Source organism: Gordonia sp. ALPHA1B1, assembly GCF_005502615.1.
Lineage (GTDB): Bacteria > Actinomycetota > Actinomycetes > Mycobacteriales > Mycobacteriaceae > Gordonia > Gordonia hongkongensis.
The window spans coordinates 14,899-30,942 of record NZ_SCOC01000007.1; the positions used below are offsets into that span (position 1 = coordinate 14,899).

The 16,044-nt window shown below is 68.2% G+C and carries 14 protein-coding genes, 1 pseudogene and 1 riboswitch; of the genes and pseudogenes, 7 read left to right on the forward strand and 8 right to left on the reverse strand.

The window, feature by feature from the left end; genetic code table 11:
- Window positions 1-7 precede the first annotated feature (7 nt).
- Complete coding sequence (locus FFS52_RS06405) at window positions 8-1,297, forward strand: D-alanyl-D-alanine carboxypeptidase family protein (RefSeq protein WP_065630751.1); 1,290 nt, start codon at window positions 8-10, stop codon at window positions 1,295-1,297.
- A 21-nt stretch (window positions 1,298-1,318) separates the two neighbouring features.
- On the opposite strand, the gene FFS52_RS06410 is transcribed toward FFS52_RS06405, so the two are convergent.
- The 3 genes and pseudogenes from FFS52_RS06410 to FFS52_RS06420 all read right to left on the reverse strand — a co-directional run bounded on the left by FFS52_RS06410 (window position 1,319) and on the right by FFS52_RS06420 (window position 4,385).
- Window positions 1,319-2,419, reverse strand: coding sequence for a YhjD/YihY/BrkB family envelope integrity protein (locus FFS52_RS06410; RefSeq protein ID WP_065630712.1), 1,101 nt, complete (start codon window positions 2,417-2,419; stop codon window positions 1,319-1,321).
- 49 nt (window positions 2,420-2,468) lie between these two features.
- Window positions 2,469-3,524, reverse strand: coding sequence for a tryptophan--tRNA ligase (trpS, locus tag FFS52_RS06415; RefSeq protein WP_137809211.1), 1,056 nt, complete (start codon window positions 3,522-3,524; stop codon window positions 2,469-2,471).
- A gap of 23 nt (window positions 3,525-3,547) precedes the next feature.
- Window positions 3,548-4,385: pseudogene (locus FFS52_RS06420) on the reverse strand (exodeoxyribonuclease III).
- Window positions 4,386-4,534: 149 nt separating this feature from the next.
- On the opposite strand from FFS52_RS06420, the gene FFS52_RS06425 reads away from it, so the two are divergent.
- Both FFS52_RS06425 and bfr read left to right on the forward strand, forming a co-directional pair.
- Window positions 4,535-4,717, forward strand: coding sequence for a (2Fe-2S)-binding protein (locus FFS52_RS06425; protein ID WP_058250667.1), 183 nt, complete (start codon window positions 4,535-4,537; stop codon window positions 4,715-4,717).
- A 100-nt stretch (window positions 4,718-4,817) separates the two neighbouring features.
- A complete protein-coding gene (gene bfr / locus FFS52_RS06430; RefSeq protein WP_137809283.1) occupies window positions 4,818-5,303 on the forward strand; it encodes a bacterioferritin in 486 nt (161 codons plus the stop codon).
- 78 nt (window positions 5,304-5,381) lie between these two features.
- Here bfr and FFS52_RS06435 read toward each other — a convergent pair whose 3' ends face one another.
- Together FFS52_RS06435 and FFS52_RS06440 are read right to left on the reverse strand one after the other, a co-directional pair.
- Window positions 5,382-6,671 (reverse strand): MFS transporter, encoded by a 1,290-nt coding sequence (locus FFS52_RS06435; protein ID WP_137809212.1) that lies wholly within the window; start codon window positions 6,669-6,671, stop codon window positions 5,382-5,384.
- 91 nt (window positions 6,672-6,762) lie between these two features.
- Window positions 6,763-8,559, reverse strand: coding sequence for a PE-PPE domain-containing protein (locus FFS52_RS06440; protein WP_137809213.1), 1,797 nt, complete (start codon window positions 8,557-8,559; stop codon window positions 6,763-6,765).
- Between the two features lie 268 nt (window positions 8,560-8,827).
- Window positions 8,828-8,948, forward strand: a riboswitch (SAM riboswitch).
- Window positions 8,949-9,010: 62 nt separating this feature from the next.
- Here FFS52_RS06440 and FFS52_RS06445 point away from each other — a divergent pair.
- Complete coding sequence (locus FFS52_RS06445; RefSeq protein ID WP_065630708.1) at window positions 9,011-10,345, forward strand: bifunctional o-acetylhomoserine/o-acetylserine sulfhydrylase; 1,335 nt, start codon at window positions 9,011-9,013, stop codon at window positions 10,343-10,345.
- A gap of 16 nt (window positions 10,346-10,361) precedes the next feature.
- Complete coding sequence (locus FFS52_RS06450) at window positions 10,362-11,516, forward strand: homoserine O-acetyltransferase (protein ID WP_058250670.1); 1,155 nt, start codon at window positions 10,362-10,364, stop codon at window positions 11,514-11,516.
- A gap of 22 nt (window positions 11,517-11,538) precedes the next feature.
- Here FFS52_RS06450 and FFS52_RS06455 read toward each other — a convergent pair whose 3' ends face one another.
- From FFS52_RS06455 to FFS52_RS06465, 3 genes are all read right to left on the reverse strand, one after another.
- Window positions 11,539-13,104, reverse strand: a complete 1,566-nt coding sequence (locus tag FFS52_RS06455; protein WP_137809214.1) for an Hsp70 family protein — start codon at window positions 13,102-13,104, stop codon at window positions 11,539-11,541.
- A gap of 168 nt (window positions 13,105-13,272) precedes the next feature.
- Window positions 13,273-13,545 carry a DUF3017 domain-containing protein gene (locus tag FFS52_RS06460; protein ID WP_068971771.1) on the reverse strand — a complete coding sequence of 91 codons (273 nt, stop codon included), beginning with the start codon at window positions 13,543-13,545 and terminating at the stop codon, window positions 13,273-13,275.
- 101 nt (window positions 13,546-13,646) lie between these two features.
- Window positions 13,647-14,522 (reverse strand): bifunctional methylenetetrahydrofolate dehydrogenase/methenyltetrahydrofolate cyclohydrolase, encoded by an 876-nt coding sequence (locus FFS52_RS06465; RefSeq protein WP_171011568.1) that lies wholly within the window; start codon window positions 14,520-14,522, stop codon window positions 13,647-13,649.
- A 34-nt stretch (window positions 14,523-14,556) separates the two neighbouring features.
- On the opposite strand from FFS52_RS06465, the gene FFS52_RS06470 reads away from it, so the two are divergent.
- Window positions 14,557-15,495: a serine/threonine dehydratase gene (locus FFS52_RS06470; RefSeq protein WP_137809215.1), complete on the forward strand. Its 939-nt coding sequence runs from the start codon at window positions 14,557-14,559 to the stop codon at window positions 15,493-15,495.
- Window positions 15,496-15,549: 54 nt separating this feature from the next.
- Window positions 15,550-16,014, forward strand: a complete 465-nt coding sequence (locus FFS52_RS06475) for a tRNA (cytidine(34)-2'-O)-methyltransferase (protein WP_058250672.1) — start codon at window positions 15,550-15,552, stop codon at window positions 16,012-16,014.
- Window positions 16,015-16,044 lie beyond the last annotated feature (30 nt).

Genomic DNA, 16,044 nt, shown 5'->3' on the forward strand with positions numbered 1-16,044 from the left:
GCGGCCGATGACCCCGACGTGGACTCGTCGTACCGCGTGCGCGCTCGTCGCCGTACTGACCGTCGGAGTGCTCGGCCTCGTCTTCCGCGCAGCGCCGGCCGTGGCCGTCCCGCTGCCGACCGTACCGCCTCCGGCGATCACCACGCCGGTCACCGATCACTGCCCGCACAAAGTCGCCACGCCTCCGGCCGTCGACGAATCCGAGGTCGTCGCACCGGGTTCGACGACCCCCGCTCCCCTTCCGGTTCCCTCTCCCGCCGTCGGGGGTGCCGATCTCGCCGGTTGCGGGGTCGTCGCCGATCCGTCGGCGGGTCCCGTTCCGCCACGGCTGACCTCCGCGGGTTGGTTGATCGCCGATCTCGAGTCCGGACAGGTCATCGCCGCCAAGGATCCCCACGGCCGTTACCGGCCCGCGTCGACGATCAAGGTGCTGCTCGCACTCGTCGTCCTCGACGAACTCGACCTCGCGGCGCCGATCGTGCCCACCGTCGAGGACTGGAGCACCGAAGGCGACTCATGCGGCATGGGGCCCGGTGGTGTCTACACCGTTCGCGACGTGCTCACCGGACTGTTGTTGGTGTCCGGCAACGACTGCGCGCATGCGCTCGCGCGTCAGCTCGGGGGCGTCGACGCGACACTCGAGAAGATGAATGACCGGGCCGCGCACCTGGGCGCGACGGACACGCGTGCTGCCAGCCCGTCCGGACTGGACGCCGCCGGGATGTCCTCCTCGCCCTACGATCTGGCGCTGCTGTTCCGGGCCGCGATGACCGAGCCGACCTTTCGCGAGATCATCGCGATGCCCACGTTCCGCTTCCCGGGCTACCCGCGGCGTCCAGATGTGCCCGGCGACAAGGATCATCCGCCCTACGACATGTACAGCACCAACCGCCTCCTCGTCGATGGGTATCCAGGAATGCTCGGCGGCAAGACCGGTTACACCGACGACGCACGGAAGACGTTCGTGGGTGCCGCCGAACGCGACGGCCGGACGGTGATCATCGTGCAGATGTTCGGCCTGTCCGTCGACGGGGATCCGTACTGGGACCAGGCGAAGGCGATGTTCGACTACGGATTCCGAACCGACCCCGCCATCTCGGTGGGCCGCCTCGTCGAGCCGTCGGCCGCGTCCGGACCGTCCTCGACACCAGCGCCGACGCAGACCGAGAACCGCGCCGTCGCAACAGGTTCCGACCAGGCGTCGTCGACCTCGGTCCAGATCCTCATCGGGCTCGTGGCCGCACTCGCGGCGGTCATCCTCCTGCTCATCGGGTTGAAGCTCTCCGGACGCCGCTGATCAGACGACCAGCGCCGGAGGTCAACGCCGCCGAAGGGCTCCGATCAGCGCGGCCGCGACTGCGCCCAGTCCGACGGCGGCCGCGAGGGCGCCGGGCCGGGGCGCCGGGCTCACCTCGACCGTCGGCGAGATCTGGACCGGCCGGTGCAGTTCCGCGTCCGGCTCTTCCACGACCTGGTACTTGCTGTTGATGGGGTCGGTCGCGCACCACGCGGTGGCATACAGCACGATCCGCGACGCGAGGTACGCGAAGACGAACACACCGAAGATCGGACCGAACGCCACCCCGGCCGGCGAGCCCAGGACCGATTGGAGATACAGCCCGCCAAGGGATTTCATCAGCTCGAACGCGATCGCGATGACCAGTCCGGCCTTCATGGCGTGCGTCATGGGCAGCGGCACCAGCGGTAGCCGCGCCAGCACGAAGGTGAAGAGCAGCCAGCTGGCGAACACCGACACGACGATGGCGACGGCCCGCACCACGACCGGGGCCCATGACGCGTCGTCGAGGCCCACCCAGGACAGCATCGTGGTGGTGAGCCCGCTGTTGCCCAGCGTCGTCAGCGCCATCGTCACGGCGAAGGCCATGCCCAGCAATGCGAACGTGAGGAGATCCCACACCTTCGACAGCACGGGGTTGCGGTCGACGCGGCCCCCGTACATCTCGGTGAAGGCGACCCGGACGCCGGAGATCCACCCGATCCCGGTGAAGGCGGCACCGATCAGACCGACGATCCCGACCGCGGCGCGGGAGGAGATCGCCGAATCGATGACCTCACTGAGCTGCTCGCCCATCTTGCCGGGCGCGGCGTCGACCACCGCCTGTTGCAGGTCCTCGAGCAGCTGTGGTTGATTCGCCAACACGAACGCGGCGACCGAGAACACCACCATGATGATCGGGACGAGCGCGAGGATGCCGTTGAAGCTGATGGCCGCCGCATACACGTTTCCGCGCCGGTCGTTGTAGCGTTCGACGGTCTGCACCAGGTGCTCGACGGCGGGCCACTTCTCCCGCGCCGCGGCGAAGGCCGACTTGCCCTTGTCGACGGTCGACATCCCTTTGTCCACAGCTGATTTCGCCGTGTCCACCGGTGATCTCGCCGAGTCTCGCGCGGAGGTCATGGATGGCCTTCCTGGTCGGATCGCGGGACGGCGTCCGGCGGATGCGGTCTCACCGGCCAGGCGCCAGGAACCCCACCTTGTCATAGACCGACGCCAGCGTCTCGGAGGCGATGGCACGCGCGCGGGCCGCGCCCCGAGCCAGGATGGCGTCGAGTTCGGCCGGGTCGGACAGATACTCCTCGACCCGCCCGCGCAGCGGGGTGACGAACTCGGTCAGCACCTCCGCGGTGTCGACCTTCAGGTCGCCGTATCCCTTGCCCTCGTATTTGGCGACCAGATCGTCGACGCCGACACCGGACAGGGCCGACTGGATGGTCAGCAGGTTGGAGACACCGGGCTTCTCGACGACATCGAACCGGATCTCCGATCCGGTGTCGGTGACAGCCGACCGGATCTTCTTCGCCGAACGTTTCGGATCGTCGAGCAGGTTGATCAGACCCTTGTCGGTCTCGGCGGATTTGCTCATCTTGGCCGTCGGGTTCTGCAGGTCGTAGATCTTGGCGAACTCGGCGACGATGTGCGCCTGGGGCACCTTCAGCACCTTGCCGAACCGGGAGTTGAATCGCTGGGCCAGGTCTCGGGTGAGTTCGAGATGCTGCCGTTGGTCCTCCCCGACCGGAACCCGATCGACCTGAAAGGCGAGGATGTCCGCGGCCATCAGGATGGGGTAGGTGAACAGGCCGACGCCCGCCGCGTCGACGCCCTGCTTGGCCGACTTGTCCTTGAACTGGGTCATCCGGCTGGCCTCGCCGAAACCGGTGATGCACGACAGGACCCACGTCAGCTGGGCGATCTCGGGGATGTGGGACTGCACATAGATCGTCGACCGCTCGGGGTCCACACCGACGGCAAGCAATTGCGCGACGCTCAGGCGGGTGCGTTCGGCGAGGACCTTCGGGTCGAACGGCACCGTGAGTGCGTGCATGTCCGGGATGAAGTAGAAGGCCTCGAAGTCGTCCTGCAACGCCACCCACTGCCGGACCGCACCGAGATAGTTCCCGAGGTGGAAGGAGTCACTCGTCGGCTGGATACCGGACAGCACACGCGGACGGGTCGGCATCGACTCGGCCGTGGGGTCTCCGTTGCGCTCTACGTCGCTGGTCATGACGCCCAGTTTGTCAGACCCGGTCACTCATACCGCACGGTGACCGGGGCGTGGTCGGACCAGCGGAGGTCGTAGGCGGCGGCACGTTCCACCTCGGCCTTGGTCGCCCGGCCGGCCAGCATCTTGTTGGTGAGCTGATAGTCGATTCGCCATCCCGAATCGTTGTCGAAGGCCTTACCGCGCCACGACCACCACGAGTAGGGCCCGGCGTCGTCGGGGAAGAGTTCGCGCGTGACGTCGCGCCACCCGGCGGCGAGCAGGTCGGCCACCCAGGCCCGTTCGTGCGGTAGGAAGCCGGGGCTCTTGAGATTGCCCTTCCAGTTCTTGATGTCGGCTTCGGCGGGCGCGATGTTCCAGTCGCCACCCACGACGACGTGGCGGCGTCGACGGACCAACCGATCCAGGTACGCGCCGAACTCGCGCATGAAACGGACCTTCTCGTCGTGCTTGGCGATGTCCTTCTCGGCGTCGGAGAGCGCGGCACCCTTGGGCAGGTACAGGCTTCCCGCGGTCAGCGGTCCCAGGTCGGTGTCGACGTCGACTTCGAGATAGCGGCCGAGGTCGTCGAACTCCGCGCTCCCGAATCCGACGCGCACCGCCGACGGCGCGCTACGTGTCAGCACACCGACGCCCGCGTGGCCCTTCACCGAGGACTCGCTCATCGTCAGATGCCATCCGGTGTCGAGCACCGGCGCCAGCGCGTCGCGGGCGAGTTCCTCGCTCGCGCGGACCTCCTGCAGCAGGACCACATCCGGTCCAGATGTGTCGAGCCAGGGCAGCAGGCCGCGGGTTGGCCTCCGACCGATGTTTGACCGCTGCGCGGATTCCGTTGACGTTCACCGTGGAGATCGTGAGTGGCACGGGGCCACATGCTACGGCGGCTGTCCGACAGCCCATTGGCCGTGATCGCGCCACTCGAACGACGTCAAAAAAAGGTAAGGCAACCCTTGTGCGGACACCCTAAGATATGTAAGCATTGCCTAATCCAGGCACGAAGGTGAGTTTCCGAGATGTTCGTTTGCATATGCCGCGCCGTCACCGTGGACGAGGTCCATGCGCACTGCGATGCGGGCGCGTACACGGTCGACGCGATCAGCGACCGCTGCGGCGCGGGCGAAGGCTGCGGGACCTGCCTGGACGAACTGCACACCATCCTGAGCGAAAGGGCGTCAACCGCGACGACCGCTGCATGACCTGACCTCCGAGCCGACGAACCTCGCGCGAGACGACGCGCGGGGGGTTTTGTCGTGTTACGGTTCGACCGGACACACACGGGAAATGGGAGGCAGACAGATGCGTGGCGACCCCGAGGTCATCGACCTGCTCAACGAACAGCTCACGAGTGAGCTGACCGCGATCAACCAGTACTTCCTGCACGCGAAGATGCAGCAGAGCTGGGGTCTCACCGAGATCGCCGCGAAGACACGGGCCGAGTCGATCGAGGAGATGACTCACGCCGAGGTCCTGACCGATCGCATCCTGTTCCTCGACGCCCTGCCCAACTATCAGCGCCTGCTGCCGCTGCGTATTGGGCAGTCGATCCGGGAGCAGTTCGAGTCGGACATGTCGATCGAGGTCGAGGTGGTGGAACGACTCCGCCCCGGAATTGCGATGTGCCGGTCCAAGGGCGATATCACCAGCGCCAACCTCTTGGAGCAGATCCTCGCCGACGAAGAGGAACACATCGACTATCTCGAGACGCAACTCGAGCTGATCAACAAGCTCGGCGAGCCGCTCTACCTGTCGAAGACGATCGCCACACCGCCCACGAACGGCTGAACGCACCGACTCGACGACACGAGGGCCGACCGGACTTATCCGGTCGGCCCTCGTCGTTGGTAGGACGGCCGCGCTCGTTCAGGACCCGACGGGCTGATGCCGCGCCTGGCGCCGCGCGGTCGCGAGGGCCACGACGGTGACCGCGATACCCGCCACCGCGAGCATCACCCCGACCACCGACGGCGCCAGGTATCCGTAGCCGGCACTGACCACCACGCCACCGAGCAGCGCTCCGGCCGCGTTGGCGATGTTGAGCGCGGAATGGTTCAGGGCCGCGGCCAGGGTCTGCGCATCGGCCGCCACATCCATCAGCCTGGTCTGCAGCGCGGGTAGCATCATCGATCCCGTGAGCGCCACGAGGTAGGTGAGGATCAATGCTGCCCAAGCATTCTCGGCCAGCACCGCAAAAGCGCCGAGGGAGAGCGCGGTGGCGGTGAGTCCGCCGAGGATCGCCACCGCCACGCTGCGGTCGGCGACATAACCGCCGACGAAGTTGCCGGTCACCATTCCCAGTCCGTACAGCATCAGGGCGAACGGCACGACCGACACCGACAACCCGGTGTCGGTGGTCAGCGCGGAGTTGAGATACGTGTAGAACGCGAACATCCCACCGAACCCGACGGTTCCGATGACCAGTGTGAACCAGACCTGGGACCGCTTGAGTGCACCGAGCTCGGTGAGCGGGTCGGTGGTCTTCATTCCGGTGAGCGTGGGAAGCACCCGGATCAGCGCGACGACGGTGGCGATTCCGATCACGACCACGATCGCGAACGCGGACCGCCAGCCGAACGTCTCGCCGAGCCAGGCGGCCGCCGGTACGCCGAGGACGTTCGCGACGGACAGACCGAGCATCACCTGTCCCACGGCCTTGCCACGGTTGCGCGGGCCGGCCAGATGAGCGGCGACCAGAGCCGCGACCCCGAAGTAGGCGCCATGCGGGAGGCCGGCGACGAACCTCGCCACCAGGAGCAGACCGTAATCCGGCGCGAGGACGGTCGCGAGGTTGCCGACCGTGAACGCCACCATCAAGCCGATCAGAAGCGTCCGACGGGACATCCGCGCGGTGAGCGCCGCGATCAGCGGCGCACCCACCACCACACCCATCGCGTAGGCCGAGATGACATGTCCGGCAGTCGGTTCCGAGACACCGAGCGATCCGGCGATGTTGGGCAGGAGGCCCATGGCGACGAACTCGGTCGTCCCGATCCCGAATCCACCCAGCGCAAGGGCGAGGATCGTCCACCGACGGACCCGGCGGGGCACCTCGGCCGATTCGGCCCGTGCGGGGCTGCGGACTTCCCCGGCGGTGGACGGACCCGTCAGTGAAGGGTCGGCCGGGGCTTCGGTCGTCGAGAGAGCATCAGGCACGGTTGATGCCAACCCGCGCCCGTCAGCGCTGATTCCTCAGCCGGTGGTGAGTTCATTCACAAGCGCAGTGTCCTGAGCATCGCGCGGGGTGTCAGTCGCCGGCTTCGGAGCCCCCATCGCTGTCGGGCTCGGACGGGTCTGGGGAGGGCCCGTCCGGGTCCGAAGCCGTGTCGGACGAGCCGGCCCTCTCGCCGTCCTCTCCCCCGTGACCGTCGGTTCCAGACGTCTCGACATCGCTTCCCGAGGGATCGGTGACGGCCGGCGAGTCGTCGTCTCGAGGCGGGGCAGGCGCGGGGTCCGCGTCGGGCGTATCGGTCTCGGCATCGTCGCCCGTGTCGGCACCCGAGGACGTGTCGGTCGTGTCGCCCACCGGGGGCTGCTCGGCCGGTGACGGGTCGGTGGCATCCGGTTCGGCAGCCCGGGCCGCCGACGGCTCGGACGAGGGGCCGGACCCGCCCACTTCTTCAGCGCGGACCGGTCCCACGGACTCGTCGGGTACGGCCGCCAGTCGCGCGAACGTGGACGATCGCAGGTGCGACGTGTCCGCCGCGAGAATCGTGACGGCGCCGCCCTCCGACGCCACCGGCCCGATGATCGCGCCCGTCCAGTACCGGACGAAATTGACCGGCAGCAGGACGATGCTGCGGAGACTGGCGGCCAACGCTCGCGCGCCGCCGACGAACTGCGCCGGCGACAGCGTCAGGATCCCCTCCAGGATGTCCTCGAAGACGAACAGGTCCGGCAGATACGCGCCGTATCCGAGTTTCGGCAACGGTGGCAACAGGTCCTGCACGAGCCGGACCACCGGCTGCAGGTTCGCGAGTTCGATGCCGTACGGCAGGTCGATCGTCGGACGCCCGGACAGGAAGTCGCCGATCGTACCCCGGTATCCGAGGTCGCGAGCCCAGTCCTGGATCAGTTCAGCGAAGGCGGAGTCCGCTGCGACGATGCAGACGGCAGTCTCCGGATCGCACTCGACCGCCCGCCCGTCGTTCCAGGCGGGCTCCTTCGGGTCCCGGTACATCTGGAACGGATACCGGCTGTGCTTCGTGAAGTAGCCGAGCAGACCGTCGATCGCGCCGATCGGGTCGTGGATCGGGTCGGGCAGGTCGCAAATGGGATCACCGTCGATACAGACCGACACCACCTCGCCTTCGAGCTCACCGAACCCGCTGTCGGTCTCTGATTTCCCCCGCGGGCCGGACATCGTCAGACCGGGGATGATGCCGATCAGCGAGAGCTCGATCCCGCGGCCGGTCTTGTCTCCCGCCCGACGGGGGTCGGAGTACAGCTCGCCGGAGATCCCGCCCGGCTCGATGGTGACGAGAATTGGTTCGCCGTTCTCGTCGAGCATGACCTCGCCGTTCTCGTCGGTCGCGACCATCTGTTCGGCGCGCCCGTTACCGATGTCGGCGAGCACGTCGCCGGCGACCCGGGCGCCCTGTGAATAGCCGGCGACGACTATGTCCGACTCGACGCCGCATCGCGCCTGGTAGCCGGCGATCGCCGACGCCGTCGCACTTCTCCCCTGCGTCGTGCTGTCGTCGTATCCCGCGGCGCCGAGTGGCCACAGCGTGGTCGGATAGTCGACGTAGATGACATCCTTCGGCGTTGCCAGGTAGTCACTGTCAGGGTCGTCCACGATGACCACGTCACCGTCCACCACCGTCGGCATCTTTCCGGTGTAGCGCTGTGTGACGCCGACGAGATGCGCACTCTCCGGGTCATTCGTTCCGGCGACGATGATGACCGCGCCGGTGTCGCTGCATTCGGCGGCCCCCGCCGGGGCGACACCGGACAGGCAGAGCGCGCCCGCCACCGCAAATGCGGTGAGGCCGGCGACCGTGAACGAGGCCCGTCGGGTCCGGAGATGAGCCATCACGGCCATGAGCGCTCCTGTGCGAACCCGGACCACCTGAGCGGAGCATTCCGGTGCAGCCGGGGCTGTCCCGAACTCTAGATCCGCGATCGCGGAACCGACAGCACGCTGAGCGTCGCTAACTATCTTGACCAGCGGTTTCGTATCTGACCACACCCGATTTCACTCGGTCGGAGGACAGCCACCGGCACCCTTCCGGTGCACTTCTCAAGGGTTGGGCGCGGCGTGACCGGGACGGTTCTCGGGCGCTCACATCCGTGTTATATCCTTGTCGCCAGGTCATGAGTATCAGTGCGAAGCCCCGGCTGGCTGATCGGCAACCCTCCTTCCGCGGTGGGGTGCTCCGGGTGATGACCGGGTTGCGGGATCGCAGTGGCGATCCCCGGCAAGCGCGGGTCCGAAGGTCGGACCCCAACAGGGTCGAGTTGGCCCTGCCGACCGTAGAAAGTGATGAATCGCCATGTCTGATGTCCCTGACGGCACCCTCGACAGCAACGATCCCAGCGAGAACTGGAGCTTCGAGACGAAGCAGATCCACGTCGGGCAGTCCGCGGACGCGGTGACCAACGCCCGTGCGCTGCCGATCTACCAGACGACGTCGTATGTCTTCAACGACACCCAGCACGCGGCCAATCTCTTCGGTCTCGCCGAACCGGGCAACATCTACACGCGCATCATGAATCCCACGCAGGATGCCGTCGAGCAGCGGATCGCCGCGCTCGAGGGCGGCGTCGCCGCGCTGCTCGTCGCGTCGGGACAGGCCGCCGAGACCTACGCGATCCTCAACGCCGTCGAGACCGGCGGGCACGTGGTGTCCAGCCCCCGCCTCTACGGCGGCACGTACAACCTCTTCCACTACACACTGCCCAAGCTCGGGGTCGAGGTGAGCTTCGTCGAGGACCCCGAGGACCCGGCGTCGTGGCAGGCCGCCGTCAAGGACAACACCCGCGCGTTCTTCGGTGAGTCGATCTCCAACCCCAACAACGAGATCCTCGACATCTCGGGGATCGCGGAGGTCGCGCACCGCAACGGCGTACCCCTCATCATCGACAACACCGTCGCCACCCCGTACCTGATCAGCCCGCTGGCCCACGGCGCCGACATCGTCGTGCACTCGGCGACGAAGTACATCGGCGGTCACGGCACCGCGATCGGCGGCGTCATCGTCGACGGCGGCACGTTCGACTGGCGGGTCCAGCGCGACGGGAAGGATCTGTTCCCCGGTTTCACCACGCCGGACCCGAGCTACCACGGTGCCGTCTTCGCCGACCTGGGCGCGCCCGCGTTCGCACTCAAGGCACGTGTGCAGTGGTTGCGTGACACCGGCGCGGCGATCTCCCCGTTCAACGCGTTCCTGTTGGCACAGGGCCTGGAGACGCTGAGTCTGCGCATCGAGCGCCACGTCGCCAACGCGCAGAAGGTCGCTGCCTTCCTCGAGGCACACCCGCAGGTCGAGTCCGTGGCGTACGCGGGCCTGGAGTCCTCGCCCTGGTACAAGCGCGGTCAGGAACTGGCCCCGAAGGGTCAGGGTGCGATCATCGCCTTCGAGATCCAGGGCGGAGTGGACGCCGGCAAGAAGTTCGTGGACGCGCTCAGCCTGCACAGCCACGTCGCCAACATCGGCGATGTGCGGTCGCTGGTCATCCACCCCGCCTCGACCACCCACAGCCAGCTCACCCCCGAGGAGCAGCTCGCCGCGGGCGTGGCCCCGGGACTGGTCCGGCTCGCCGTGGGCATCGAGGGAATCGACGACATCTTGGCCGATCTCGAACAGGGATTCGCGGCGGCCAAGTGAAACAGGTGAGGCAGCTTTGTCGGTGAGTATCGACCTGAATGCGACAGCATCTGATCAGCCCGACTGGGAGACCCTCCCGGACGGGGAACTCGTCGGCATCCCCATCGGCTCGTTGCCTCTCGACAGCGGAGCACGGATCGACGACGTCACCCTGGCGTTCCAGCGCTGGGGGACGTTGTCGCCGTCCCGCGACAACGTCATCCTCACGCTCCACGCACTGACCGGCGACTCGCACGTCACCGGACCCGCCGACGCCGACCACGACTCGGCCGGATGGTGGGACGGGCTGATCGGCCCGGGACAGGCCATCGACACCGACGAATGGTGCGTCATCTCCGCCAACGTCCTGGGCGGATGCAAGGGCTCTACGGGTCCGGGCTCCATCGCCCCCGACGGTCGGCCCTGGGGCTCACGCTTCCCGCAGATCACCGTGCTCGACCAGGTCCGCGCCGAGGTGGCACTGCTGGACCGCCTCGGAATCCGCAGCGTCGGTGCGGTTCTCGGCGGTTCGATGGGCGGCGCCCGCGCGCTCGAGTGGGCCATCGAGTACCCCGACCGCGTCCGCAGCGCCCTCGTGCTCGCCGTCGGCGCCCGCGCGACCGCGGATCAGATCGGTATCCAGTCCGCACAGATCGCCGCGATCAAGGCCGACCCGGACTGGTGCGGCGGCGACTACCACGGCACCGGCCGGATTCCGTTGCAGGGCATGGGGATCGCGCGTCGGATCGCCCATCTCATGTACCGCAGCGAGCCGGAGCTCGACTCCCGCTTCGGCAACGACGCCCAGGGCGACGAGAATCCCCTGACCGGCGGGCGCTACGCGGTGCAGAGCTATCTCGACCACCAGGCGTCGAAGCTGATGTCCCGCTTCGACCCGGCCAGCTACGTCGTCCTCACCGAGGTCCTCAACCACCACGACGTCGGCCGTGGTCGCGGCGGAGTCGCCAAGGCGCTCAACAATTGCCGCGTTCCGGTGATCGTCGGGGGGATCGACTCCGATCGTCTCTACCCGATCCGGCTACAGGTCGAACTCGCCGACGAACTGGGCAACTGCGTCGGCGGACTCCAGGTCGTCAACTCCGAGACCGGCCACGACGGATTCCTGACCGAATTCGATGCCATCAGCGATCTACTCAAGCGCACGGTCGAACTCGCGCGTCGCGACGCCTGACGGACCTGTCGGCGGCGTCCCGTCAGCGCGGCGCCGGCACCGACGGGACCGGGCTGCCGGACCGAGGTACCGGGGTCACCGGTGAGCCCGACTCCCCGTCAACGGATTTCCCCGGTTCGGGTACACCCGGAATCTCAGTCGACCCGGTGGCGCGGGTGCTGCTCGGCCGCGGCGGGCCGCTGGGCGCGGAGCGCAACGTCGACGTCGAGTACGTGGGCGGCGGCGGAGTGGGCGCCACACTCGGCGGACGCATACCCGGGGGCAGCAGGTCCGGCGGGATCGTCGGTGTCGAACCGGGCGGGAAGGTCAGGTCCGGCCACGGGAACGGCGAGAGAGTGCGGGTGCTGGTACTCGTGGACGGCCGCGTCGGCGGCAACTCCGTCGTCGCCCATGCCGGCGGGTCGTTCCAGCCGGTCTCGGGCGCGGGCCGTTGCGTCGGAACGGGAGTGACGACGGTGGGCTCGACGGGTTCGGCCGGGATTCGGGTGATCGGCTGAGAGGTGGACCGCGGGGTGGACGGCGGCTCCTCCTCGCTGGTCGCCGCCGCGGGGGGCACACTGCTCACCGACGGCTGCGGCTCGACGGCCGGACGGTCGGCGAACGACGAGCTCACCGCGTAGATCGTCATCAACGTGGCCGCGATGACCGCCCCGGCAACCGCAATCGGGGTCGCGGAAAGCCACTCGCGCTGCGGCTTGCCACCGATGAACGCCAGACGCGCTGCGCCCGAATAACTCTGGAGGGCCAGCAAGGCTGCGCCGGTGGCCACGACCAGCTCCGGCGCCGTCGGGTTCACGACCTCGAGCTCATGCTCTGCCGCGATCGCGCGCACCGCGGGGAGGTTGGCGAGTCCGCCGATGAACACCACCGCGTCCGGTCGGACGCCGCGTGACCTGACGGCCGCGACATAGCGGGCGAACACCTCTTTCGCATCACCGATCATCGGCGCGATCGCCTGCTCGACCTGGGTCGCGGACAGCGCCACACGACCGGTGTTCGCCGAGACCGCGACGACCGACTCGGCGGCCGCGACGCCGCCGTAGGCGATCTCCTCTTTCGCGGTCCGGCACGCGCTGCGCAACTCGCTGCGCTCCGCCCGCGTCCGAGTGGCGTCGCCCAGGACGGGATTGTCGGCGGTCAGCTGGTCGACGATGGACCGGTCGAGACGACGACCGCTCAACACGGTCGAGTGCTCGGCGTCGCCGATGCGACCCTCGCGGGGATCGACGGTGTAGAGCGACATGCCGGTGTCGCCGCAGTCGACGACAACGGCCGCGGAGAAACGGTCGATCTCCCCGGTGTCGGTCAGGTAGGCCAGCACGGCCTCGTCTTCGCCGGCGAGACGGACCTGACGCCGGGGTCCGCTGCCCCGTGAACGCAACTGCCGACGCTGGCTCCCCGTGCGTGCGGCGACCCCGATCGGGCCCACTCGCGTCCCGGTCTCGCGGGCGGCGCTGAGCATCACGTCGATCCCGGCGTTGACCCGGCCGGCAGAGTCGAGGCCGTCGGTGGGATCCACGTCGATCACGCGGGAATCGACCACACTGCGACCGAGATCGTCACGCGTCAAGAGGACGTAGTGGATCATGCCAGCCCCTGCTGACACGCCCATGGACGTCACTTCATTCACGGTGCCGTCGGTTGGTGATGCGGTGATACAAACTCCAGCGGTCGGTGTGTCTGCGCAGAGCAGCGGAAAATTGCCTGGTTGAGCGCATGACTGGTTCGCCAGGTCACGCTCAGGTCTCTATTGTAATCAATCCGTGCCCAAAGAGTCGATCGACGCCGCCAGCCACAGCATCACGCCGCCGACCGTGGCCATCGCCGTCACGTCGAACGATTTGCCCCTGACCTGCAACAGACCTGCCTGCGACGACGGGATGAAGGCACGGAGTACGGCTCCGACGAGCAGAGCCGCCCCGAAGACGAAGGACCCACGCCGCCAGCGATCGAACATCACGAGCAGCGCAGCGGCCAACACACCCAGCATCACCAGCAGGTACGGGAGCTGGACGAGCACCGCCCGCAACCGGGAGGAGTCGGCGGCACGACGCCCCCGGTGTCCGGGACGGGCGTCCGCGGTGCCGGGCGACTCGGAGTGAGCGGACTCACTCTGGTGCTCCTCTCGGGTCACGCGTCGCTGCCACTCCCCGAGGCGAGCATCTGCTCAGCGCGTTCGACCACATTGACCAGCAGGAACGCCCGCGTCAGCGGACCCACACCACCGGGGTTCGGCGAGACGTGGCCCGCGACCTCCCAGACATCGGGATGAACGTCGCCGGCGAGACGACCCTCGTCAGTACGGCTGACGCCCACGTCGACCACCGCGGCGCCGGGCTTCACCATGTCCGCGGTGATGAGGTGCGGCACGCCTGCGGCGGCGATCACGATGTCGGCGCGCTCGATCTCCGACGCCAGGTCGGTGGTACCGGTATGGCACAGGGTGACCGTCGCGTTCTCGCTCCGGCGGGTCAGGAGCAGCCCGATGGGCCGGCCGATGGTGACCCCGCGCCCGACCACCGTGACCCGGGCGCCGGCCAGCGGGACGTCGTAGCGTCGCAGGAGGTGGATGACCCCGCGCGGGGTGCAGGGCAGCGTCGACTCCTTGCCCAGCACCAACCGCCCGAGGTTGATCGGGTGGAGTCCGTCGGCGTCTTTCAGCGGGTCGATCCGCTCGAGGGCGGCATTCTCGTCGAGATGCCTGGGCAGCGGCAACTGCACGATGTAGCCCGTGCAAGCCGGATCGGCGTTGAGCTCGTCGATCGCCGCGCTGAGCTGCTCGGTGGTGGCATCGGCCGGCAGGTCCTTGCGGATGGAGGCAACGCCGATCCGGGCGCAATCGGCGTGCTTTCCCTTGACATAGGAGTGCGAACCCGGATCGTCGCCGACCAGAACGGTACCCAGACCAGGCGTGATACCCGCCAGCCTGAGCTTCTCCACCCGCTCGGCCAGATCAGCGAAGATCTCGTCGCGCGTGGTCTTGCCATCGAGTCGTATCGCGGTCACGCCGACATTCTTCCACGGCGCTACTGTCGGAACGGTGACCGTGGTGCGCAGCGACGTCGACCTCGCCCGCGCGGCGATCGCACCCCACCTCCGTCGCACGCCGACACTGCGCACGACCATCGACACCGTCGACGGGCCGGTCGAGGTGGTTCTCAAACTCGAGTACACCCAGCTCGGCGGGTGCTTCAAACCGCGCGGCAGTCTGTGGGCCACGCTGCACGCCCGTGACCAGGGGTTGCTGACCGACGCCGGCGTGCTCGTCGCCTCCGGCGGCAACGCCGCGATCGGCGCGACAGTCGCGGCGCGGATCGTCGGCGTGCCGGTCACCGTGGTGATCCCCGAGACCGCGCCGCCGGTCAAGATCGACGCGCTGCGCGCCGCGGGAGCGCGCGTCCATCTCATCGGACGGCGTTATTCGGAGGCCGCCGACGCCGCCGTCGCGCTGGCGGAGCAGACCGGCGCGCTCGCGCTGCACGCCTACGATCTTCCCGATGTCGTCGCGGGCGCCGGCACGATCGGTCTCGAGATCATCGACGACGTGCCCGGACCGCTCACCACGGTTGTCTGTGTCGGTGGTGGCGGCCTGCTGGCGGGCCTCACCGCCACACTGCGCCCGGGCGACCGCATCGTCGGCGTCGAACCACTCGGTGCGTCGTGTCTGCATCAGGCCCTCGCCGCGAGAGCTCCCGTACCCGTCGAACTCGAGAGCATCGCCGCGGACTCGCTCGGCGCCACCAGCGTCGGCGAGCTCTGTTGGAAGGCCGTCGCCGGGAACCCGGCGGTCGGCAGCGTCCTGGTGACCGACAAGCAGATCATCGCGGCGCGACGGATGCTCTGGGACACCCACCGCATCCTCGTCGAACACGGCACCGCCACCGCGGTCGCCGGTGTGATCTCGGGAGCTGTTCGGCCGCAACCCGATTCGACGCTGTGCATCGTGCTCTGCGGGGCCAACACCGCGCTCGCCGTGTGACCGGCGCGATCGCGCGCATCTGCGAAGGTCGTCACCGACTACGCTGGCACCATCATGTTCCGAATCATGTTCTACCAGCCGTGCATCCCGCCGAACACCGGCAACGCGATCCGGCTGGCCGCCAACACGGGGTGCGAACTGCACCTCATCGAACCGCTGGGGTTCTCGATGTCCGACGCGCAGGTGAAGCGCGCGGGACTCGACTACCACGAGATGGCCAATGTCACCGTGCATCCGAACCTGGTGACCGCCTGGACGACGCTGAAGCCGGAACGGGTCTTCGCGTTCACCGCCCATGCCGAGCGCTACCACACCGACGTCGACTACCAGCCGGGCGACGTGTTGCTGTTCGGCCCCGAGCCGACCGGGCTACCGGCGGAGGTCCTCGACGAACCCGAGGTGACCGACCGGGTCCGCATCCCGATGCTCGCCGGACGTCGTTCCCACAACCTCGCCAACGCCGCGAGCATCGTCGTCTACGAGGCGTGGCGTCAGCACGGTTTCGCCGGCGCGGTCTGATCAACCGACGCGGTAGCGCCTGGTGCGTGC